A 19,463-nucleotide genomic window follows, 5' to 3' on the forward strand; every position below is an offset into this window, starting at 1 on the left:
GCCTGATGGCAACTCGTGGAGAGCCGGATGCGGTGAAAGTCGCACGTCCGGTTCGGGGGAGCGACATCGGGGAAACGACCCGGGGCAACCCGGGCACCGCGCCCCGTGTCGACTCCTACTGGGCACACCACGGGGAGACCAAAGTGGACAATTTAGTGCTCGTATGTTCCATACACCACAAGGTCATCCACCGATCCGAATGGGAAGTCCGCATCGCCACCGACGGGCTACCGGAGTTCCTGCCACCCACCTGGCTCGACCCGGGCCGCACCCCACGCCGCAACACCATCCACCGAACCTGAGCTTGTCGTTTAAGGACCTGGTGTCCTCGTCGATCATGAGGAAGTCCGCCGGCGTCTGCTCGGCGTCGAACCGATCCCGCAGCGCCTACGCCACCATCGAATCCGGGCTTCCGCCGACTCGGGATCCGTCAGCTTCCCGGCAGCGTGCGCACGTGCCTGTGCCCGCCGACCGGGTAGGCCGGTAGCAGCTCGTGCAGGAGGTAGCCGCACTTCTCCGCCACGCGACAGGAGGCCTGGTTGTCCTGCGCGTGTAGCAGATCGAGGCGGGGCAGCCGGGCGAGCTCCTGGGTGCTTAGTGCCCACCGCGACGCGGTCTCCAGGGCACGGGCGGCGATGTCGCGCCCGCGGACCTGGGCCGCCGTCCAGTAGCCGACTTCGGCCACATCGGCGGTCCTCGCCTTCACCACCACGTGGCCGACGGGTGCGTGGTCGTTCTCATCGACGATCACCGCGAAGCTGAACCGTGTCGCCGAGTCTCAGCGATCAGCCTGCTGTGCGGTACGGACAAGATGATCGTCACGATCGTTCATTCTGCCCTGTCGGGGCGACTCGCCGGGTTCCGGTTCGGGATGACCGGACCTCGGCCTTGTACGTGGACTCGCTCCAGGAGGACGACGGGGATCTGCCTGCCGGAGGCCGCCTCGAACTCGGCGAACTTCGGGATGAGCGCGACCTCTTTCGCCCAGATTCGCTCGCGTTCCGTGCCCTCCGTGAGCCGGGCGACGACCGGGACCTTCTCCGTGCCCGTCTCGACGGTGGTTCGCGGATTCGCCATGAGGTTGTGGTACCAGACCGGATGACGCGGGCTGCCGCCGTAGGTGCCGAAGATGGCCCAGTTGTCCCCGACCGGCTGGAAGAACAAGGGGCTGATCCGCTCGCGCCCGGTCCTGGCCCCGGTGTGGTGCACCAGGATCAGCGGCATGCCCTGGTCGTCGAATCCGGGAAGCCGTGGCGGGATCGGGCGCCCCGCGGCGAAGTCCTCTTCGCTGCTCCAGGGTGCGTACCCGGCGTTCGCGCGGAACTCGGCGATGATCCGGTCGTTCCAGCTGGGTGTGGTGGGGGCTTCGGTTTCGGTCATGACGTTCCTTCACTATCCGGAGCACTTGCTCCGTAAAGTAGCACAGAGGGGGAGCAAGTGCTCCGGATAAGGTAGGCTCGGCCGTATGGCAGTGGCTGAACGGGAAAGCGCTCCCCGGCGCCGGGCACCGCGCGTGGACGCGGTCCGCAACCGGGAAGCGATCATCGAGGCCGCCGCCGAGGTGCTGGCCGAGCAGGGCACCGCGGTGGACGTACGCGAGATCGCCCGTCGTGGCGGGGTGGGCATGGGCACCCTCTACCGGCACTTCCCGAAGAAGGAAGATCTCATCCACACGGTGCTGCGCAAGGAATTCCTGGAATGGGCGGAGTCCGCGCGCCAGGCGGCGATCGACGCCGAGGATCCCTGGATGGCGCTGACCGACTTCTACCAGCAGGCGCTGACCGGCTGCGCGCGTCACCGCGCGATCATGGAGAACTTCGCGCTGACCTGGTCGGTCCCCGACTTGGAGGGTATCCAGCAGCTTCGCATGGTCATCGAGGAACTGTGCGCCCGCGCGACGAACCTCCTGCGACCCGGCGTGACCACCGACGACCTGCTGCTCCTGCTGGTCTCACTGGGTCACGCCGTCGAGCTCACCGACGAATGTCGCCCGCGGATGTGGAACCGGTTGCTGCGCATCTCCCTCGACGGCCTGCGGGCCGAGCACCGCGAGCCGCTTCCCGCCGAGTGAACGTCGGTTCGTGATTTCGCGCGGTCGCCGCACCTGGTCACCCTGACCTCACCAGGTGCCGTAAAAGTGCCTTCTTGGCGGCTCGATCATGGTTTCCTACGGTTCTGTGGTCACCAATGGTAACCGCAGGCAAGGAGTCGACCATGCACCACTTCGTCATCGCGGGCGCGCGCGTTTTCGATGGTGAGGACCTGCTCGGGATCGTCGACGTCGAAGTCGCGGACGGCAGGATCGCGAGTGTCGCGGGCGGACGGCCCCGAGGAGCCGAGCTGATCGACGGCGCCGGTGCCACGGTGCTGCCCGGCCTGATCGACGCGCACACGCACACCGACGCCGACGCGCTCCGTCAGGCCGTGACGTTCGGGGTCACCACCGAGTTCGACATGCTCTCGATCCCGGACCGCATGATCCCGTTGCGCCGCCAGGTCGCCGAGTCGGCGGACCTCGCCGACGTGCGTTCCCCGTCCGTCGGGCTCACCCCGGCGGCCGGGCATCCGCACCAGCTCCGGAAGGGCGAGGGCGACCCGCCGTGGCCGACGGCCGCGCGCGTGGCCGAGATCCCGGCGTTCGTCGAGGGCAGGATCGCCGAGGGCGCGGACTACCTCAAGGTCCTGGTGGAGGACGGCCGCGCGTTCGGCTCGTCCCTGCCCAGCCTCGCTCCCGAACTGGTCGCGGCGACCGTGCGCGAGGGCCACGCCCGCGACAGGATGGTCCTCGCGCACGCGATGACCGTCGAGGCGGCGGAGCAGGTGGTCGACGCCGGTGTCGACGGGCTCACTCATCTCTTCTTCGATCGGCCGCACACCGGCGAACTGATCGAGAAGATCGCCGCGGCCGGGGCCTTCGTGATCCCCACGCTGACGGTGCTCGCGTCGATCACCGGCGAGCCCGCCGGTGCCGAACTCGCCGAGGATCCACGCGTCCGCGCCAAACTCACGCCGGCGTGGCTCGGCAACCTGTCCGGTGCGATGGCGACGAGCCCGCCCGAGAACTTCGGTTACGCGCTCGAAGCGGTCGCCGCGCTGCGACGAGCCGGCGTCGACCTCCTCGCGGGCACGGACGCCGCACATCTCGGCGCGCCGGGAACGGCCCACGGCGCCAGTCTTCACGACGAGCTGCGGCTCCTGGTCCGGGGCGGCTGCACGCCGACGGAGGCGCTGCGGGCGGCGACCTCCGTTCCGGCCCGCCGGTTCGGCCTCGCGGACCGCGGCCGGATCAGGCCGGGGCTCCGGGCCGATCTCACGCTGGTCGACGGCGACCCGACCGTCACCATCGGCGACACCCTCTCCGTCCGGCGGGTGTGGCGTGGCGGGAGGCCGGTCTTCCCGGCGACCGCGCCCACCACCATCCACAGTGGACCGTCGATCAGTAGAAGTGCCTGAGCCGCGGCCAGATCCGTGACCACGGGGCGGACGGAGGCGCGCACAGCGAGATGTCCGTGCCCTGCTCGCCGTTGGGCAGGCCGTTGTCCTGCACGGCCACCCGTTCGCAGCCACCGAACACGGCCCGCGCCTCGGGCCGGAGCTTGCCGACGTACAGCACCGGCCCGGTCAAGGTGTCCGGCGGCGGACCCCAGTCCGCGTAGGACATGTGGTTCGAGTACGGCCGGGGCAGGCCGAACCCGGCGCCGAACCGCTCGATGGCGCCCGCCTGCCCGTAGTTGCCGGTGAGGATCACCGCGGACCGCCGCCGCTCCGCCGGGATCCGCTGCCAGGCACGGGCGACGGTCGCGGTGAGCTCCGGCCAGCCGAGCTGCTCGCCCTGGTCCCGGTTGACCGCCAGCACCGGTCCGGCGAGGGCCGACGCGGGGAGCACGGGCAGTCCGATCACGACCGAGGACGCGATACCGAGGACCGCGAGTACCCCGGCGCAGGCACGCCGGAGACGCCTGCCGCTCCCGGCCAGCCAGCGCACGGTGGGCTCGGCCCCGGCGGCCAGCAGGATCAGCAGCAACGGCAGGGCGTAGTACGGCTTTCCGCCCACCAGCACCAGGATCACGCACGCGACCGGATAGCTCAGCGCGTACGCGCGCGCCCAGCGCAGGTCCGGATCGCGCCACAGCCGCACCAGCCCGGCGGCCCAGACCGGGACGAGGAAGGGCGAGAGATACACCAGCTGCATCGGGACGAACAGGATGCGGCTCTCGGGCCCGTCGCCGGCGCTGATACCCCCGGCGACGGTCAGCATCGGGAACTCGTGGCCCGCCTGCCAGAACAGCACCGGGGCCATCAGCGCCGCCGCGATCGCGACCCCGCCGATCATCCAGCCGCTGACGAAGACCGCGCGCGGCCCGGTGACCAGCAGGGCGATCCCGAGCGCGGCGAGCAGCACGAGCACCAGCCACTTGTTGGCGAAGGTGACACCGACGGCCGCGCCGATCGCGAGCCACCACCGCCCGTCCCCGGTGCGGAGCAGCCGGAGGCCGAGGAACGCGATCGCTGTCCAGAGCAGCATGTCCGCGGTGTTCGTGGACAGCATGTGCGTGACCACGAGGACATACGCGGACAGCGCGGTCGCCGCCGCGGCCAGTGTCTGCGCCCCGCGTCCGCCGCCGAGTTCCCTGGCGACGAGGGCGACGAGCACCACGGTCACCGCGCCACAGAACGTCGCGGCGACCCGCAGCCCGGCCGGGGTGCTGCCGAACAGTTCGGTGGCGGCCCTGGCCAGCAACGGCGTGATCGGCGGCTGGTCGACGTAGCCCCAGGCGGGGCGGTCGCCCGCGGCGAGGAAGTACAGCTCGTCGCGGTGGAATCCGTAGCGACCGGACAGGGCGGTGAGGACGGCGACCTGGGCGAGGACGACGGCCGCGACCGGGCCCGCCGCGAAGCGGGGCAGTACCTCGCTGGGCGCCGTTTTTCCCGGTGTCACGGCGGTTTCGTCCATCGCGGCCTCCCCCTCGCGCGGGGAGTCCGGCACCCGCGTCCGCGACGTTAGCGGATCCGCGCGGTGCGGGTGGCGGGGCGGCCCGAGATCGTTGCCGGACCGGTTCCCAGCATCCGGGAGCCGGAATTTCGCCGGGCGGCACGGGTTCGGCATGACAGAGGTCGCGCGGCGACCAGGAAGGACACCGGACATGCCCTCAGTGCCGAAACTCCACCTCGCGGTCGCGCTCGACGCGGCGGGCTGGCACCCGGCCGCCTGGCGCGAGCCGGACGCGCGCCCCGCCGAACTGTTCACCGCCCGGTACTGGGCGGACCTGGTCGGCGAGGCCGAGCGCGGGCTGCTCGACTTCGTGACGATCGAGGACTCCCTCGGCGTCCAGTCCAGCCTGCCCGACGGCTTCGACGACCGCGCCGACCAAGTGCGCGGACGGCTCGACGCGGTCCTCGTCGCGTCGCGGATCGCCCCGCTGACCCAGCACATCGGGCTCGTCCCGACGGCGATCGTGACGCACACCGAACCGTTCCACCTGTCCAAGGCGATCGCCACGCTCGACTACGTCAGCAACGGGCGCGGCGGCCTGCGTGCCCAGGTGGCGCCGCGGCACGTCGACGCCGCGCACTTCGGCCGCCGTGAACTGGGCGAGATCAGCTGGGACGACGTGGCGCATTTCGACCAGCAGAGCGCGATCGCGGATCTGCTGGCCGAGACCGAGGACTACGTCGAGGTCGTCCGCAGGCTCTGGGACAGCTGGGAGGACGACGCCGAGATCCGCGACGTCGCGACCGGCCGGTTCGTCGACCGCGAGAAGCTGCACTACATCGACTTCGCGGGCCGGTGGTTCAGCGTCCGCGGCCCGTCGATCACCCCGCGCCCACCGCAGGGCCAGCCGCTGGTGGTCACGCTGGCCCACTCCGGCCTGCCCTATCGCGTCGGCGCCAGGGCGGCCGACGTCGTGGTGGTGACGCCCCGCGAGCGGGACGAGGTCCGGCCGATCGTCGACCGGGTCCGCGCCGAGCAGGAAAAGGCCGGGCGCGCGGGGGAGCGGGTCCACGTCTTCGCGGACCTCCTGGTGTTCCTCGACGAGACCGAATCGGCCGCGGCCGAACGCAAGGCCCGGCTGGACGCGGTGGACGGCACCGAGTACACCTCCGACACGCTCATCTTCACCGGCACCGCGGCGGGGCTCGCCGACCGGCTTCTCGCGTGGCGGGACGAAGGGCTGTCCGGGTTCCGGCTGCGGCCCGGCGCGATCCCGCACGACCTCGAGGCGATCACCCGCGCGCTCGTCCCCGAACTGCGGGCCCGTGGCGCGTTCCGCGACGAGTACGAGGCCACCACCCTGCGCGGGCTGCTCGGCCTGCCCCGTCCGGCGAACCGCTACGCCGCCTAGAGGAGGATTCCGTGAGCACAGAAGGAAAGCCGCTGAAGCAGATCCACCTCGCCGCGCACTTCCCCGGGGTCAACAACACCACGGTCTGGAGCGATCCCGAGGCGGGCAGCCACATCGAGTTCGACTCCTTCGTCCACCTCGCGCGGACCGCGGAGCGGGCGAAGTTCGACCTGTTCTTCCTCGCCGAGGGGCTGCGGCTGCGGGAGCAGAACGGTGAGATCTACGACCTCGACGTCGTGGGCAGGCCGGACACGTTCACCGTGCTGGCCGCGCTCGCGGCGGTCACCGACCGGCTGGGCCTGGCCGGGACGATCAACTCGACGTTCAACGAACCGTACGAGGTGGCGCGGCAGTTCGCCAGCCTCGACCACCTCTCCGCGGGCCGCGCGGCGTGGAACGTGGTGACCTCCTGGGACGCGTTCACCGGCGAGAACTTCCGGCGCGGCGGATTCCTCCCGCAGGACCAGCGCTACGCCCGCGCCAAGGCGTTCCTGGACACTGCGGCCGAGCTGTTCGACTCGTGGCACGGCGGGGAAGTGGTGGCGGACAAGGAAACCGGCGTGTTCCTCGCCGATCCGCGCGCGGGCGCGTTCGAACACCACGACGCGCATTTCGACATCGCGGGGCGGTTCAACGTCCCGCGATCCCCGCAGGGGCGGCCGGTGATCCTGCAGGCCGGGGATTCGGAGGAGGGCCGCGAGTTCGCCGCGTCGACCGCGGACGCGATCTTCAGCAGGCACGGGACACTCGAAGCGGGGCAGGCGTTCTACGCCGACGTCAAGGGCCGTCTCGCGAAGTACGGTCGCCGGCACGAGGACCTCGTCGTCCTGCCCGCCGCCACGTTCGTGCTCGGTGACACCGACGCCGAGGCGCAGGAACTCGCCGACGTCGTCCGCCACCAGCAGGTCAGCGGCCAGACGGCGATCAAGTTCGCCGAACAGCTCTGGAACCGCGATCTGTCGGATCATGACCCGGACGGTCCGCTGCCCGCGATCGACCCGGTGGTCGGGGAAAACACGGTCGCGAAGGGCAGGGCCAGCGTCCGCATGTACCGCGACCCGCTGGCGACGGCGAAGGAATGGCGGGAGCTGGCGGCGGCGAAGAACCTTTCGCTGCGGGAACTGATCATCGAGGTCACCGGGCGGCAGAACTTCATCGGCTCGCCCGCCACGGTCGCGTCGTCCATCAACGAACTCGTACAGGCCGACGCCTCCGACGGGTTCATCCTCGTCCCGCACGTCACCCCGGGCGGGCTGGACCGCTTCGCCGACGAGGTCGTGCCGCTGTTGCAGGAACGCGGTGTCTTCCGGACCGAGTACCACGGGACGACGCTGCGCGATCACCTCGGCATCGGTGCCCCGCGCCCGCTTCACTGACGGGGGAGGAAAGGTCCGTGGGGGCCTCCCCGAGGGACTCTAGGTCCCGGAAGGAGGCCCCCACGGACCGCGTGTCAGGAGGTGGCCGCGGCGCGGTGCACGGGGCCGTGCGCGGTCTCGCAGTGGTCCGCGGTCCCCTCCCGGCCGGGTGTGGCGTGGTCGACCTGCAACGTCGTGTGCTCGATGTCGTGCTTGGCCGCCAGGAGCGTGGCGAGGTCGGTGCGCACGGCGTGGCAGTCGCGGCCCGGCCGGACCAGGACATGGGCGGACAGCGCGGGCTGCCCGGAGGTGATCTCCCAGATGTGCAGGTCGTGCACCTCGGCCACGTCCGGCCGCTCCGCCATGCCCCGGCCGATCACGACCGGGTCGAGCCCGGCCGGCGCGGCTTCGAGGATGACCCGGCCGGAGTCGCGCACCAGGCCGACGCCCGCCTTGACCATCAGCGCGACGACCACGAGTGACGCGATGGCGTCGGCGCGGGCGAACCCGGTCAGCAGCATGACCAGCCCGGCGACCGCGGTCGCGATGAACGCGAACAGGTCGTTGAGGATGTGCTGGAACGCGCCCTCGACGTTGAGGCTGGACCGGTTCGCCTTGCTGATCATCCACGTCGCGGCGACGTTGACCACGACACCGGCGAGCGCGGTCACGAGCACCAGGCCGCCGGTGACCTCCGGCGGTGTGATCAGTCGTTCGATCGCCTCGTAGGTGAGCCACGCGGCCAGCACGAGCAGCGTCAGCCCGTTGGCGAGCGCGGAAAGAATCTCCGCGCGCTTCCAGCCGTAGGTCATCCGGCCCTTCGCCGGGAGCGCGGCGAGCCGGATCGCCCAGACCGCGAGCGCGATGGCGATGGCGTCGGTCAGCATGTGCGCCGCGTCCGACAGCAGGGCCAGCGAGCCCGCCGCGACGCCGATCCCGACCTCGGCGGCCATGAACGCCACGATCAGCCCCAGCGCGCCCAGCAGCCAGCGCTGGTCGGAGCCCGCCGAGAGGCTGTGCCCGTGGCCGGTGTGGCCGTGTCCGCTGCTCACGTCTGTCGTCCTCTCGTCCGTCTCGACTTAACTGGAAATATATGCGCATATCTCTATATGTTCAAGACGTGACTACGCGCTGTCGGTGTGAGCTGCTGCACCCGCCGGGGTCAGACGGGCGGGTTCACGAGGCGACGGCCTTCCCGGCCTTGGCCCAGTTGTCGTGCAGGGTGTCGAGGTAGGTCTGCACCTGCGCACCCGGTTTCGTCCCGCCCGCGACCGCCTTCATCGTGCTCGGCCCGGCGTTGTAGCCCACCGCGAGCAGGTCGCCGGTGCTGTGCCCCGAGCGGGCCGCCGGGAGCTGGGCGGCGAGGTCGTGCAGGTACCACGCCGCCGCCTGGATGGCGAGATCCGGATCGTCCGGCAGTTCCTGCCACTCCCGGCCGGCGAACGGCCTGCCCTTCCTGCTCTCCTCGAAGGCGGCCTTGTGCATGTTGGCGACGCCGAACGCGGCGTCCGGTTTCAGCTTCTGCCAGGCGCGTTCCAGCTCCGGGTCATGGGGTTTGTAGGACTCGTTGTACAGAATCGCCATGACCAGCTGCGGTTCGACACCGGCCTCGCGGGCCCGGGTGACGACCTGTTTCGCGAAGCGCGCCGGATCCTGTTGCGCGGAGGCCGCGGCGGAGGACGACGACGCGGTCGGGGTCGGAGTGGGTGCCGCGCTGCTCGAAGGTGGTGCCGCCTTCGGTGTCGCCGCCTCACATCCGGCCAGGACGAACGCCGCCGACACGAGCACCCACCGGACCGCCTTCACGACCGCGAGTCTAAGTGAGGCCGTGTGAAGGACGCCTTCAGTGCGTCCAGCGCACGCGAAAGCGTCCTTCGGCTCTTTCGGAGGCCGACCCGGCCTGTTGCGGAATTACGTAGTTACGTAATATCCTGCCCATGAGCGAGTACGAGGAGCTGGCCGAGCGCGTCGCCGCGGTGGAGGAGCGGATGGCGCGGCTGGAGGGGGCGCGAGAGCGTCCGGCGGGGCCCGAGGCGGGGGCGCTCTGGGCGTTGCGCGGGCTGCAGGAGCAGCTGCGGGACACCGATGGCGGAGTGCTGTTCACCGGTTCGGTGCGGTTGCCGACCGGGGAGTTCTACGAATGGCAGCGCGGCGCGCTGAGCGCCGGCCTGTTGTCGCGGGACTGGTCGGAGCTGAGCGGCGCGTTCGCCGCGCTCGGGCATCCGGTGCGGCTGCTGTTGCTGCGGCAGGTGCTCGGGGGCGCGCGCACCGTCGCCGAGCTGCGGGAGCACGAGTCGCTGGGGACGACCGGGCAGCTCTACCACCACCTCCGGCAGCTCGTCGCCGCCGGATGGCTGCACGCGGGCGGGCGCGGTCAGTACACCGTGCCCGGCACGCGGGTGGTGCCGCTGCTCGTGCTGCTCGCCATCGCGGCGGACCCGGGCTGAGCCCGGAGGACATGGGGAGGACAACATGACGAATCGTCGGACGTTCCTGGCGGGACTGGGGGCCGCGGTACTGGGCGCGGCCGTGCCCGGGATCGCGAACGCGGGCACCGCGGACAGGCTCAAGTCCCTTGTGGACGCTCGGCTCGCCGCGGCGGGCACCGGTTACCCGAGCCTCGTGATCGGCCTGTTCGACCGGCACGGGCAGTACGTCGCGGGCACCGGCGACAGCGGTCAGCCAGACGGTGGCAAGCCGGACGGGCGGACGGTCTACCAGATCGGGTCCATCACCAAGACGTTCACCGGGCTCGCCACCGCGCTCGAAGTGGTCCGCGGGCGGCGCCGCTTCTCCGATCCGCTGCGGGCCTGCCTGCCGGACTGGCTTCCCGTGCCCACCTGGCACGGAAAACAGGTCACCCTCGGCGACGTCGTCACGCACACCTCCGGCCTGCCACGGCTTCCGGAGAGCTGGGGGCATCGCCCCGACATCGATCCGCGGGACCCCTACGCCGTCTTCACGATGCGGGACCTGGCTGACGGCCTGCGCGAGACCTCCCTGGCGACCGAGCCGGGCAAGGTGCTCGTCTACTCGAATCTCGGGGCGGCGCTGAACGGCCAGTCACTCGCACTCGGCACGGAAGACGCGTACGAGTCGGTGATCCGGCCACGCGTCACTGGTCCGCTCGGCCTGTGTGACACGGGCACGGCCCTCACCCGGGAACAACGCGGGCGCAAGGCCGTCGGGCACGACCCGGCCGGCGCGGTCACCCCGGACTGGCGTTTCCGGACCTGTGTGGCCGAAGGCGGCCTCTACGGCACGGTCGACGACCTGCTGCGATACGCGCGTGCCCATCTCGCCCCGGTCCCGGGCCCGCTGGGCGAGGCGACGGAGCTGGTGCGGCGCAAGCGGTTCGCGGACGCGCAGCAGGCCATCGGCGTGTACTGGTTCCTGCGTCCGCTGCCGGGCGGTGGCCGCGAGATGGTGTGGCACAACGGGGCCACCGGCGGGTTCCACAGTTTCACCGGGTTCTGCCCGGAGAGCGGCACCGGGGTCGCGGTGCTGACCAACATCGCCAGGGGAGACAACGAACTCGAGACCATCGGGGCGGGTCTGCTCGCCGCCGTCAGCTGAGCCGGCGCTATGACGTTTCCGCTATAGCGCGAACACGATTCGGCATTGGACGGGCATGGCCGGTCCGCGCCACCATTCGGGCACCAGGACCGGAGGTGGCTGTGACGGCAGAGCACACGACGTGGTGTTTCATCGACGGGGACTACGTCGAAGAGGCGGACTCCCATTTCCCGAACGTGAGCCCGGTCGACGGCCGGCCCGTGTCGCGGGTCGCCGCGGCGGGCCGGTCGCTGGTCGACCGCGCGGTCGGCGCGGCACGCCGGGCGTTCGACGGGCCGTGGGGCGCGATGGGCGTACCCGAGCGGGCGGAGCTGCTGCGCCGGATCGCCCGGCGGATCGAAGAACGCGCCGACGACCTCGCGCGGGCCGAGGTCGCCGACACCGGGAAACCCTGGGCGCAGGCAAGGGAATTCGAGGTCGGCCGGGCCGCGGCGAACTTCGCCGCGTTCGCGGACGTCATCGCGTCGGCCGGGCTGGACTCGTACCTGACCGACCTGCCGGACGGCGGGCAGGCGCTGAACTACGCGGTGCGCAAACCGCTCGGCGTGGTCGCGGTGATCGTGCCGTGGAACCTCCCGCTGCTCCTGCTGACCTGGAAGGTCGCCCCGGCACTCGCCTGCGGCAACACCGTGGTCGTCAAACCCTCCGAGGAGACACCCTCCAGCGCGGCACTGCTCGCCGAAATCCTCGCCGAGGCCGGTGTCCCGGACGGGGTGTATAACGTCGTGCACGGCTTCGGGCCCGGCTCCGCCGGTGAACTGCTCACCACCCACCCCGGCGTGGACGGCATCACCTTCACCGGCGAATCCGGCACCGGCGCGGCGATCATGCGCGCCGCGGCCGCCCGGGTGCGCCCCGTTTCCTTCGAGCTCGGCGGTAAGAACGCCGCGGTGGTGTTCGACGACGCCGAGCTGGCGCGGACCGTCGACGGCCTGGCCCGCTCGGTCTTCACCAACACCGGGCAGGTGTGCCTGTGCACCGAGCGGGTTTACGTGCAGCGCGGCGTTTTCGACGAGGTGGTCGCCGGGCTCGCCGACGCGGCGAAGCGCCTGCGGCCGGGCCGGCCCGAGGACCCGCTGACCACGACCGGTCCGCTGATCTCTTTGGCACACCGGGAAAAGGTACTGTCCTATCTGGACCAGGCGAAGGCCGACGGCGCCGAGGTGGTGACCGGCGGTGACGTGCCCGCGCTGGGCGGCGCGCTCGACGCGGGCGCCTGGCTGGAGCCGACCCTCTGGACCGGCCTCGACCACGGCTCGCGGGTCCTGCGCGAGGAGGTGTTCGGCCCGGTCGCCGCGCTGGTCCCGTTCGACACCGAGGAAGAGGCCGTCGCGCTGGCCAACGACACCGACTACGGACTCGCCGCGGCGGTGTGGACGACCGACCTGGAACGCGGGCACCGGGTCGCGCACCGGATGCGGGCCGGCATGTCCTGGGTCAACACCTGGTACCTGCGCGATCTGCGGTCGCCGTTCGGCGGCGCCGGGCTGTCCGGGATCGGCCGCGAGGGCGGGGCGCATTCGCTGGCGTTCTACAGCGAACCGACGAACGTCTGCGTGAGGTTGTGAAAATGGGGACACCAAGCGAAAAGAACACCGGCGCGCGGGTGGTCGAGGGCAGGGCGAAGCCCCGCGGCAGGTTCCCGCACGTCCGGCTGGCCGGCGGGTTCGCGTTCGTGTCCGGCACGAGCAGCCGCCGTCCGGACAACACGATCGCGGGCGCCGAGGTGGACGCGATGGGCACCGCCCGGCTCGACATCCGGGCGCAGACCACCGCGGTGCTCGAGAACATCGGCGAGATCCTCGCGGACGTCGGGGCGAGCCTCGCCGACGTCGTCCAGGTGACCGCGTATCTGGTGAACATGAACGACTTCGCCGGGTACAACGAGGTCTACGGGAGCTTCTTCGACGAGCGCGGCCCGGCGCGCACGACCGTCGCGGTGCACCAGCTGCCGCACCCGCACCTGCTCATCGAGATCCAGGCGGTGGCGCTGCTGCCGTCATAGCCGCTCCCGGATCTCGGCGGCGACCGCGTGCAGGCAGCCGAGCAACAGGTTCGCGGCCGGTCCCGCGGGCCGGTCACGGGGCAGCGTCACCCCGACCGGCCTGCGCACCGAGGGCAGCAGCGGTGGCAGCAGGGCGAGATCGTCCGAGCCGGTGGCCACGAGCACGGGCAGCGCCGCGATGGCGTCGGTTTCGACGAGCAACGTCTTCAACGTCAGCATGCAGGTGCACTCCACGCGGTTCTCCGGGAGTGGGATGCCCTCGGCGAAGAAAACCTGTTCGAGCTCCTCGCGCAGCGAGGTTTCGCGCACCGGGACGATCCACGGGTACCCGAGCAGATCGGCCCAGCCGGGTGAGGGCAGATCCCGCGCGGGATGGCCGGCGCGGGTGACCAGCCGCACCGGTTCCTGGTACATCTGTTCCCGCAGGAGCTGGTCGTGGCCGACGGGCGTGGTCAGCCTGCCCACCATCAAGTCGATCCGGCCGGTGAGCAGCTCGGCCTGCAGCGTGTCCGGGGTCGCTTCGCGAACGATGACGGTGACCCGCGGTCGTTCGCGTTTGAGCCGCGCGATCGCGCGTGGCAGCAGGACGTTCGACCCGGCGAGGTGGGTGCCGACGGTGACGGTGCCGACCCGCGCCGAGGCGAGCTCGTCCAGGTGCTGCCCCGCCTTGCGCACCTGGGCGAGAATGGTCTGCGCGTGCTCGACGAACGCGGTGCCGTAGACGGTCGGGGTGACCCCGCGGGCCGCGGTCGAACAGCTCGGCGCCGAGGATGGCCTCCAGCTCGCGCAGCCCGCGGGTGACCACCGGTTGCGTGACGTGCAGCCGCCGCGCCGCGCGCAGAACGCTGCCGTGCTCGGCGATCGTCGTGACGAGCACGAGGTGCCGGATCTTGAGCCGTCCGTCGAGCAGTTTGTCCGGATGCATCGGCTCGTCCTTCCAGCGACCTTTCACCATATGACGATCCGAGCATAACCACGACGAGCAAAGCTATTGGTCAGGCATGGCTGGATGCGTCAGCATCGAAGCGGAAGAGAGCTTCGGCGAAGGAGGGCGACTTGTCCGAGATTCCCCCGGTGATCGACTTCGTGGCGTGGGTCGAGGAGAACCGGCACCTGCTCGTTCCGCCGGTCAACAACAAGCAGTTGTGGACGCGCACCGGGGACTTCATCGTGATGGTCGTCGGCGGTCCCAACCGGCGCACCGATTTCCACGTCGATCCCTACGAGGAGTGGTTCTACCAGATCAAGGGGGCGATGCACGTCGATCTGATGACCGGCGACGGGCCGCGCACCGTGGAGATCGGCGAGGGCTCGATGTGGCTGCTGCCGGGGAACGTGCCGCATTCGCCGCAGCGGCCGGACCCGGACTCGGTCGGGATCGTGATCGAGCGGATCCGCGAGGAAGGCACCCTGGAACGGTTCCAGTGGTACTGCCCGGAGTGCGCGGCGCTCGTGCACGAGGTCGAGCTCCAGGTTCGGGACATCGTCGACGATCTTCCCCCGGTCTTCCAGCGGTTCTACGCGGACGAAACCGCGCGGACCTGCCGCGGGTGCGGAGCGCTACACCCCGGCAAGGGCTGACCGGGTTCTTCCGGCGGCACGAAACAGCGCACGAGAAAGGTTGCGGGAGTTGGCACGGGTACCGGTCATCGACGCGCACACGCACTACGTCCCGCGCGGCTGGCCCGATCTGGACCGGGTCACCGGCGCGGACGGCTGGCCGTGGCTGCGGATCGAGTCCGAAAAGGACGCCACGATCATGCTGCGGTCCCAGGAGTTCCGGCGGATCCGGAGCGACTGCTGGGACGCGGGGGAGCGGCTGGCGGACATGGACGCCGACGGCGTCGACATCCAGGTCGTGTCCCCGACCCCGGTGTTCTTCTCCTATCCGCGGCCCGCCGGCGAGGCGGCGAAGGTGGCGCGGATCTTCAACGACCTGGCACTGGAGATCTGCGCGCCCGCGCCGGCGCGGATGCTGCCGTTCTGCCAGGTCCCGCTCCAGGACCCGGACGCCGCGTGCGCCGAACTGGACCGGTGCCTCGCGGCGGGACACCGGGGCGTCGAGATCGGCAACCACGTCGGTGACCGGGATCTGGACGACGCCGGAACCGTGACGTTCCTGCGGCACTGCGCGGACGTCGGCGCGCCGGTGTTCGTGCACCCGTGGGACATGCCGGGCTCGCCGCGGCTGGACCGCTGGATGTCGCGGTGGCTCACCGGGATGCCCGCCGAGACCCATCTGTCGATCCTGGCCATGGTGCTGGGCGGCGTGTTCGACCGGCTGCCCCGGTCGCTGCGACTGTGTTTCGCGCACGGCGGCGGCTCGTTCCCGTTCTGGGTCGGCCGGATGGACAACGCGTGGCACCGGCGTCCCGACGTCTTCGGCTCGTCGGAGTTCCCACCCTCGCACTACCTCGACCGGTTCACCGTGGACTCCGTCGTGTTCGACGAGCGGGCGCTGCGGCTGCTCGTCGACACGATGGGCACCGACCGCGTGCTGCTGGGCAGTGACTACCCCTACCCGCTGGGGGAACGGCCGGTCGGCGAGGTGGTCCGCACCGCGACCTTCCTCGCCGACGCGGACCGCCGGAAGCTGCTCGGGGGCAACGCGGCGGAGTTCCTCGGCCTTCCCTGAACGCGTTGTCAGGCCACGGTTTCCACGCTGTCGTGGGCCGTCCTCCGGTCGTGGTGCGGTTCGGCGGGAACGGTGACGAACCACGTCGCCGCCGCCCCCGCGAACGCCACCACCGCGGCGACGAGGAACACGTGGTTCAGCCCCGCGGTGAAGGCGGCGTCGATGGTCCGGCCGAGCGCGGCCCGTTCGGGCTCGGGTGTCGCCGCGAGCAGACCGGGGGTGCCGCCACCGGCTACGGCGGCGGCGAACCCCGGATTTCCCGCTCCCGCACCGGACGCGGCGAGGCCCGCCGTGACGTGGCGGGTGAACAGCACGCCGAGGATCGCGATGCCGAGCGCGTTGCCGAGCTGGGCGAAGGTGCTGGTGGCCCCGGCCGCCATGCCCGCGCGTTCCGGGGGTACGACGCTCATCGCGGCCGAGGACAGCCGTGGGCTGGCGACACCGACACCGAGCCCGCCGATCAGGAGCCCCGGCAGCAGCGCGGTTCCGGTGGAATCGGCGTCCAGGCCGAGGAACAGCAGCACGCCGGCGCCGCAGAGCACGAGTCCCGCGCCGATCTGTGCCCGCGCGGAGAGCCGGGGCGTGAGGTGCTTGCCCGCGATCGGGGAGACGACCAGTGCCACCAGGCTCAGCGGCAGGAACGTCAGCCCGACCTCGACCGGGGAGAACCCGAGCACGGACTGCAACCACAGCGCCAGGAACAGGAACAGCGAGAAGAGCGCGAACGGCATCGCCATCGCCGCGAACGAAACGGCGGGGAACGCGGGCCGGGTGAACAGCTTCAGGTCCAGCATCGGTTCGGCGCTGCGCCATTCGACCACCACGAACGCGGCTAGCGCCAGCGCGGCCACCGGGTACATCCACGGCGACCATGAGGCGGTGCCGATCAGGCCCAGCAGCAGCGCCGCCATGGCGGCCGAGAAGGTCAGCACCCCGGCCCAGTCGACGCGCCGGGCGCGGGGGTCGGCGGACTCGGTCAGCACCCGCAGCGCCAGCAGGATCGCGACCACGCTGATCGGTACGTTCACCAGGAAGATCCACCGCCAGCCGAGATGCTCGGTGAGCACGCCGCCCAGGATCGGGCCGATCGAGGTCGCGGTGCCGTTCACCGCGCCCCACACGCCATAGGCGATACCGCGTTCACGTCCGCGATAGGTGTTGCTCAGCAACGCCAGCGTGGTCGCGAACATCAGCGCACCGCCCACGCCCTGCAGGCCCCGCCCCACGATCAGCATCGCCGGGGTGGTTGCCAGCCCGCAGCCGAGCGACGCCGCGGCGAACAGTGCGAGCCCGGTGACGTAGGTCCGCCGCCTGCCCCGCAGATCGGCCAGCGACCCCGCGGAGAGCAGCAGTACCACCAGTGCGAGCACGTAGCCGTCGACGATCCACTGCAGGTCGCCGAAGCCCGCGCGCAGGTCCACGGCCACCGCCGGGAGCGCGACGTTCACGATGGTGATGTCCAGCAACAGCATGAACGTCCCGAGACAGACGGCCGTCAACGGCCACCAGGTGCGCATCTTGTCCGATTCCCCTTTCCCTGGGTTCCCGAGACCGCCGGTGGCCTCGTGCGGGATCCTGGATATCAGCGCATTCGGCGTTCACCGCGCAATTTCCAGCCTGATATGCTGGATTCCTCCATGAAAAGATCAGAGGCAGTGGATTACGCCATCCTGGACGAGGCCGATCAGGCCCTGGTCGCGGCGCTCCGTGTCGACGGCCGCGCGTCCTGGACCCGGCTGGCGGCCGTGCTGGGCGTCTCCGAGCAGACGGTGGCGCGCCGGTACCGGCGGCTGCACTCGGCGGGGCTGTTGCGCGTGGTCGGTATCCCGATCGGCAGGCGTCTCGGCTATGCCGAATGGCTGTTCCGCATCCAATGCACGCCGACCACCGCGCCCGCGGTGGCGCTGGCGCTCGCCGGGCGGCCGGACATCCTGTGGATCGACCTGCTGGCGGGCGGCACCGAGATCATCTGCTTCCCGCACGCCCGCTCGGTCTCCGAACGTGACGACCTGCTGCTGGACAAGCTGCCCCGCAGCGGCCGGGTGACCGGGGTGTCCGCGCAGGCGGTGCTCCGCCAGTTCTTCCGTGAGCCGCTCGCGGGGACCCCGGGCGCGCCACGGCCCCGGCTCGACGAGGACGACGAGCTGTTGTTGCGGGCGCTGGCCAGGGACGGCCGCGCCGGTTACGCCGAACTGGCCGAGGTGACCGGCCGCGCCGAGACCACGGTCAAGCGCAGGCTGGACCACCTCGTCGGCGCGGGGGCGGTGGCCTTCGGCCCGGAGATCGACCCGTCGCTGCTCGGGATGGAAACCGAGGCCGTGCTGTGGCTTTCGGTGGCCCCGTCGGATCTCGACCACGTCGGCCGCGTCATGAGCGGGCACCCGGAGGTCGGCTACGTCGCGGCGACCACCGGCCCGACCAACCTGATCGCCATGCTCGTCTGCCGTGACGCCGACGCCCTCTACGAGTACCTGACCACCACGTTGGGCGCGATGCCCGAGGTGCGGACGGTCGAGACGAGCCCGTTGATCCGCAACGTCAAGCGCTCCGGCTTCGTCAAGGACGGTGTCCGGCTGCTCGACCCGCCGGAGATCGCCCGTCGCCGCTGAGTTCTCCGGCGGCGGTGAGGACGTGCTCGCGGAACCCGGCGGACGCGGGCGGGAGGACGCGGTCGGCCAGCCAGGCCAGCCCGAGGTCGCGGCTGCTCTGGACGTCGGTGACGGTCAGGTGCGGTGCCAGCGGCTCGGTGCCCGAGGAGGGAAAGGTCGCGGTCTGGGGGAGCGGGAGCAGGGAGACGCCGAGTCCGGCGGTGACGAGGCCGCGCAGCGTCTCGACCTCTTCTCCCTCGAAGCCGACGGTGGGCGTGAACCCGGCTTCCCGGCACAGTCGTTCCGTGGTGTCACGGAGCCCGTAGCCGGGCCGGAGCAGCACGAACGTCTCGTCCGCGACCTCGGCGAGGCGGATCCGCCTGCGCCCGGCGAGCCGGTGGCGCGGTGGCACGGCCAGCCGCAGCGGCTCGACGAGCAGGCGTTTCCAGCGGATCGCGGGGCAGCCCGGGTCGCCGCTGGTGAGCACCAGGTCGGCGGTGCCGTCGAGCAGTTCGCGGACGAGCCCCTCCTCGCCGTGCTGCCGCAGCTCGAACCGGGTTTTCGGGAACCTGTCACGAAAACCGCTCAGCAGCGGCGGCACGAGCCAGGTGCCGAGGGTGTGCAGGAAGGCCAGCGGCACCACGCCAGCCTCGGGGTCGACCATCTCCGCGACCGCGCGCAGCCCGCGGTCGTAGTCCTCCAGCACCGTCTCGACGTGCCCGGCGAAGACCGTGCCGACCGGGGTCAGCCGCAGCGCCCTGCCGACGCGCTGGAACAGCTCCGCGCCGGCCTCGCGCTCGATCCGGTTCAGCGCGCGGGAAAGCGCGGGCTGTGTCATGTTCGCCTTGGCCGCGGTCTCCGTCACGGTCGCGCCGCGGGCCACGGCCCGGAACAGGCGCAGTACCTCGAGGTCCATGCCATCCATGCTTCCAGGACATGGATTGGACGTCTACAAGGCAT

The 19,463-nt window shown here is 71.1% G+C and carries 18 protein-coding genes and 3 pseudogenes; 12 read left to right on the top strand and 9 right to left on the bottom strand.

Annotation, left to right across the window (positions count from 1 at the left end; translation table 11 throughout):
* A pseudogene (locus tag ABD987_RS13555) lies at positions 1–302 on the top strand (hypothetical protein); the annotation flags it as partial.
* Between the two features lie 128 nt (positions 303–430).
* Here ABD987_RS13555 and ABD987_RS13560 read toward each other — a convergent pair.
* Both ABD987_RS13560 and ABD987_RS13565 read right to left on the bottom strand, forming a co-directional pair.
* Positions 431–757: pseudogene (locus ABD987_RS13560) on the bottom strand (GNAT family N-acetyltransferase); the annotation flags it as partial.
* A 71-nt stretch (positions 758–828) separates the two neighbouring features.
* On the bottom strand, positions 829–1,380 hold the full coding sequence (locus tag ABD987_RS13565) for a nitroreductase/quinone reductase family protein (protein WP_345391636.1): 552 nt from the start codon (positions 1,378–1,380) through the stop codon (positions 829–831).
* Between the two features lie 85 nt (positions 1,381–1,465).
* Between ABD987_RS13565 and ABD987_RS13570 the strand changes: the two genes are divergently transcribed.
* Both ABD987_RS13570 and ABD987_RS13575 read left to right on the top strand, forming a co-directional pair.
* A complete protein-coding gene (locus ABD987_RS13570) occupies positions 1,466–2,071 on the top strand; it encodes a TetR/AcrR family transcriptional regulator (protein WP_345391639.1) in 606 nt (201 codons plus the stop codon).
* Positions 2,072–2,214: 143 nt separating this feature from the next.
* Positions 2,215–3,453, top strand: a complete 1,239-nt coding sequence (locus tag ABD987_RS13575; RefSeq protein WP_345391642.1) for an amidohydrolase family protein — start codon at positions 2,215–2,217, stop codon at positions 3,451–3,453.
* On the opposite strand, the gene ABD987_RS13580 is transcribed toward ABD987_RS13575, so the two are convergent.
* On the bottom strand, positions 3,437–4,954 hold the full coding sequence (locus ABD987_RS13580; RefSeq protein WP_345391645.1) for a glycosyltransferase family 39 protein: 1,518 nt from the start codon (positions 4,952–4,954) through the stop codon (positions 3,437–3,439). The two genes, ABD987_RS13575 and ABD987_RS13580, sit on opposite strands and share 17 nt — an antisense overlap.
* 190 nt (positions 4,955–5,144) lie before the next feature.
* Here ABD987_RS13580 and ABD987_RS13585 point away from each other — a divergent pair, with 190 nt between their 5' ends.
* Positions 5,145–6,344: an LLM class flavin-dependent oxidoreductase gene (locus ABD987_RS13585; protein WP_345391648.1), complete on the top strand. Its 1,200-nt coding sequence runs from the start codon at positions 5,145–5,147 to the stop codon at positions 6,342–6,344.
* A gap of 32 nt (positions 6,345–6,376) precedes the next feature.
* Positions 6,377–7,720 carry an NtaA/DmoA family FMN-dependent monooxygenase gene (locus ABD987_RS13590; RefSeq protein WP_345393360.1) on the top strand — a complete coding sequence of 448 codons (1,344 nt, stop codon included), beginning with the start codon at positions 6,377–6,379 and terminating at the stop codon, positions 7,718–7,720.
* Between the two features lie 74 nt (positions 7,721–7,794).
* On the opposite strand, the gene ABD987_RS13595 is transcribed toward ABD987_RS13590, so the two are convergent.
* Both ABD987_RS13595 and ABD987_RS13600 read right to left on the bottom strand, forming a co-directional pair.
* Positions 7,795–8,751: a cation diffusion facilitator family transporter gene (locus ABD987_RS13595; RefSeq protein ID WP_345391651.1), complete on the bottom strand. Its 957-nt coding sequence runs from the start codon at positions 8,749–8,751 to the stop codon at positions 7,795–7,797.
* 124 nt (positions 8,752–8,875) lie between these two features.
* Positions 8,876–9,505 carry a transglycosylase SLT domain-containing protein gene (locus ABD987_RS13600; protein WP_345391654.1) on the bottom strand — a complete coding sequence of 210 codons (630 nt, stop codon included), beginning with the start codon at positions 9,503–9,505 and terminating at the stop codon, positions 8,876–8,878.
* A 131-nt stretch (positions 9,506–9,636) separates the two neighbouring features.
* Here ABD987_RS13600 and ABD987_RS13605 point away from each other — a divergent pair, with 131 nt between their 5' ends.
* From ABD987_RS13605 to ABD987_RS13620, 4 genes are all read left to right on the top strand, one after another.
* On the top strand, positions 9,637–10,146 hold the full coding sequence (locus ABD987_RS13605) for an ArsR family transcriptional regulator (protein WP_345391657.1): 510 nt from the start codon (positions 9,637–9,639) through the stop codon (positions 10,144–10,146).
* A 25-nt stretch (positions 10,147–10,171) separates the two neighbouring features.
* Positions 10,172–11,275, top strand: a complete 1,104-nt coding sequence (locus ABD987_RS13610) for a serine hydrolase domain-containing protein (RefSeq protein ID WP_345391660.1) — start codon at positions 10,172–10,174, stop codon at positions 11,273–11,275.
* Between the two features lie 95 nt (positions 11,276–11,370).
* The gene (locus tag ABD987_RS13615; protein WP_345391662.1) at positions 11,371–12,843 is read left to right on the top strand and encodes a 2-hydroxymuconic semialdehyde dehydrogenase; all 1,473 of its coding nucleotides are present in this window, start codon (positions 11,371–11,373) and stop codon (positions 12,841–12,843) included.
* A 2-nt stretch (positions 12,844–12,845) separates the two neighbouring features.
* The gene (locus tag ABD987_RS13620; RefSeq protein ID WP_345391665.1) at positions 12,846–13,280 is read left to right on the top strand and encodes a RidA family protein; all 435 of its coding nucleotides are present in this window, start codon (positions 12,846–12,848) and stop codon (positions 13,278–13,280) included.
* Here ABD987_RS13620 and ABD987_RS13625 read toward each other — a convergent pair.
* The gene (locus tag ABD987_RS13625; RefSeq protein WP_345391668.1) at positions 13,275–13,955 is read right to left on the bottom strand and encodes a LysR substrate-binding domain-containing protein; all 681 of its coding nucleotides are present in this window, start codon (positions 13,953–13,955) and stop codon (positions 13,275–13,277) included. The genes ABD987_RS13620 and ABD987_RS13625 overlap by 6 nt on opposite strands.
* 118 nt (positions 13,956–14,073) lie before the next feature.
* Positions 14,074–14,235: pseudogene (locus tag ABD987_RS44560) on the bottom strand (helix-turn-helix domain-containing protein); the annotation flags it as partial.
* A 101-nt stretch (positions 14,236–14,336) separates the two neighbouring features.
* Between ABD987_RS44560 and ABD987_RS13635 the strand changes: the two are divergent.
* Complete coding sequence (locus tag ABD987_RS13635) at positions 14,337–14,861, top strand: 3-hydroxyanthranilate 3,4-dioxygenase (RefSeq protein WP_345391674.1); 525 nt, start codon at positions 14,337–14,339, stop codon at positions 14,859–14,861.
* Between the two features lie 49 nt (positions 14,862–14,910).
* Positions 14,911–15,915 carry an amidohydrolase family protein gene (locus tag ABD987_RS13640; protein WP_345391677.1) on the top strand — a complete coding sequence of 335 codons (1,005 nt, stop codon included), beginning with the start codon at positions 14,911–14,913 and terminating at the stop codon, positions 15,913–15,915.
* Positions 15,916–15,923: 8 nt separating this feature from the next.
* Here ABD987_RS13640 and ABD987_RS13645 read toward each other — a convergent pair whose 3' ends face one another.
* On the bottom strand, positions 15,924–17,432 hold the full coding sequence (locus tag ABD987_RS13645; protein ID WP_345391681.1) for an MFS transporter: 1,509 nt from the start codon (positions 17,430–17,432) through the stop codon (positions 15,924–15,926).
* Between the two features lie 120 nt (positions 17,433–17,552).
* On the opposite strand from ABD987_RS13645, the gene ABD987_RS13650 reads away from it, so the two are divergent.
* Complete coding sequence (locus ABD987_RS13650; protein ID WP_345391684.1) at positions 17,553–18,524, top strand: Lrp/AsnC family transcriptional regulator; 972 nt, start codon at positions 17,553–17,555, stop codon at positions 18,522–18,524.
* Here ABD987_RS13650 and ABD987_RS13655 read toward each other — a convergent pair.
* Complete coding sequence (locus tag ABD987_RS13655; protein WP_345391687.1) at positions 18,472–19,419, bottom strand: LysR family transcriptional regulator; 948 nt, start codon at positions 19,417–19,419, stop codon at positions 18,472–18,474. The genes ABD987_RS13650 and ABD987_RS13655 overlap by 53 nt on opposite strands.
* Positions 19,420–19,463: the final 44 nt, after the last annotated feature.

Origin of the sequence: Amycolatopsis samaneae (assembly GCF_039541975.1) — a bacterium.
In the GTDB taxonomy this organism is placed as follows: domain Bacteria; phylum Actinomycetota; class Actinomycetes; order Mycobacteriales; family Pseudonocardiaceae; genus Amycolatopsis; species Amycolatopsis samaneae.

Bases quoted from the DNA above. Each gene is read 5' to 3' on its own strand.
- ABD987_RS13565 (WP_345391636.1), bottom strand. From the start codon at position 1,380: ATGACCGAAACCGAAGCCCCCACCACACCCAGCTGGAACGACCGGATC.
- ABD987_RS13570 (WP_345391639.1), top strand. From the start codon at position 1,466: ATGGCAGTGGCTGAACGGGAAAGCGCTCCCCGGCGCCGGGCACCGCGC.
- ABD987_RS13575 (WP_345391642.1), top strand. From the start codon at position 2,215: ATGCACCACTTCGTCATCGCGGGCGCGCGCGTTTTCGATGGTGAGGAC.
- ABD987_RS13580 (WP_345391645.1), bottom strand. From the start codon at position 4,954: ATGGACGAAACCGCCGTGACACCGGGAAAAACGGCGCCCAGCGAGGTA.
- ABD987_RS13585 (WP_345391648.1), top strand. From the start codon at position 5,145: ATGCCCTCAGTGCCGAAACTCCACCTCGCGGTCGCGCTCGACGCGGCG.
- ABD987_RS13605 (WP_345391657.1), top strand. From the start codon at position 9,637: ATGAGCGAGTACGAGGAGCTGGCCGAGCGCGTCGCCGCGGTGGAGGAG.
- ABD987_RS13610 (WP_345391660.1), top strand. From the start codon at position 10,172: ATGACGAATCGTCGGACGTTCCTGGCGGGACTGGGGGCCGCGGTACTG.
- ABD987_RS13620 (WP_345391665.1), top strand. From the start codon at position 12,846: ATGGGGACACCAAGCGAAAAGAACACCGGCGCGCGGGTGGTCGAGGGC.
- ABD987_RS13645 (WP_345391681.1), bottom strand. From the start codon at position 17,432: ATGCGCACCTGGTGGCCGTTGACGGCCGTCTGTCTCGGGACGTTCATG.
- ABD987_RS13650 (WP_345391684.1), top strand. From the start codon at position 17,553: ATGAAAAGATCAGAGGCAGTGGATTACGCCATCCTGGACGAGGCCGAT.
- ABD987_RS13655 (WP_345391687.1), bottom strand. From the start codon at position 19,419: ATGGACCTCGAGGTACTGCGCCTGTTCCGGGCCGTGGCCCGCGGCGCG.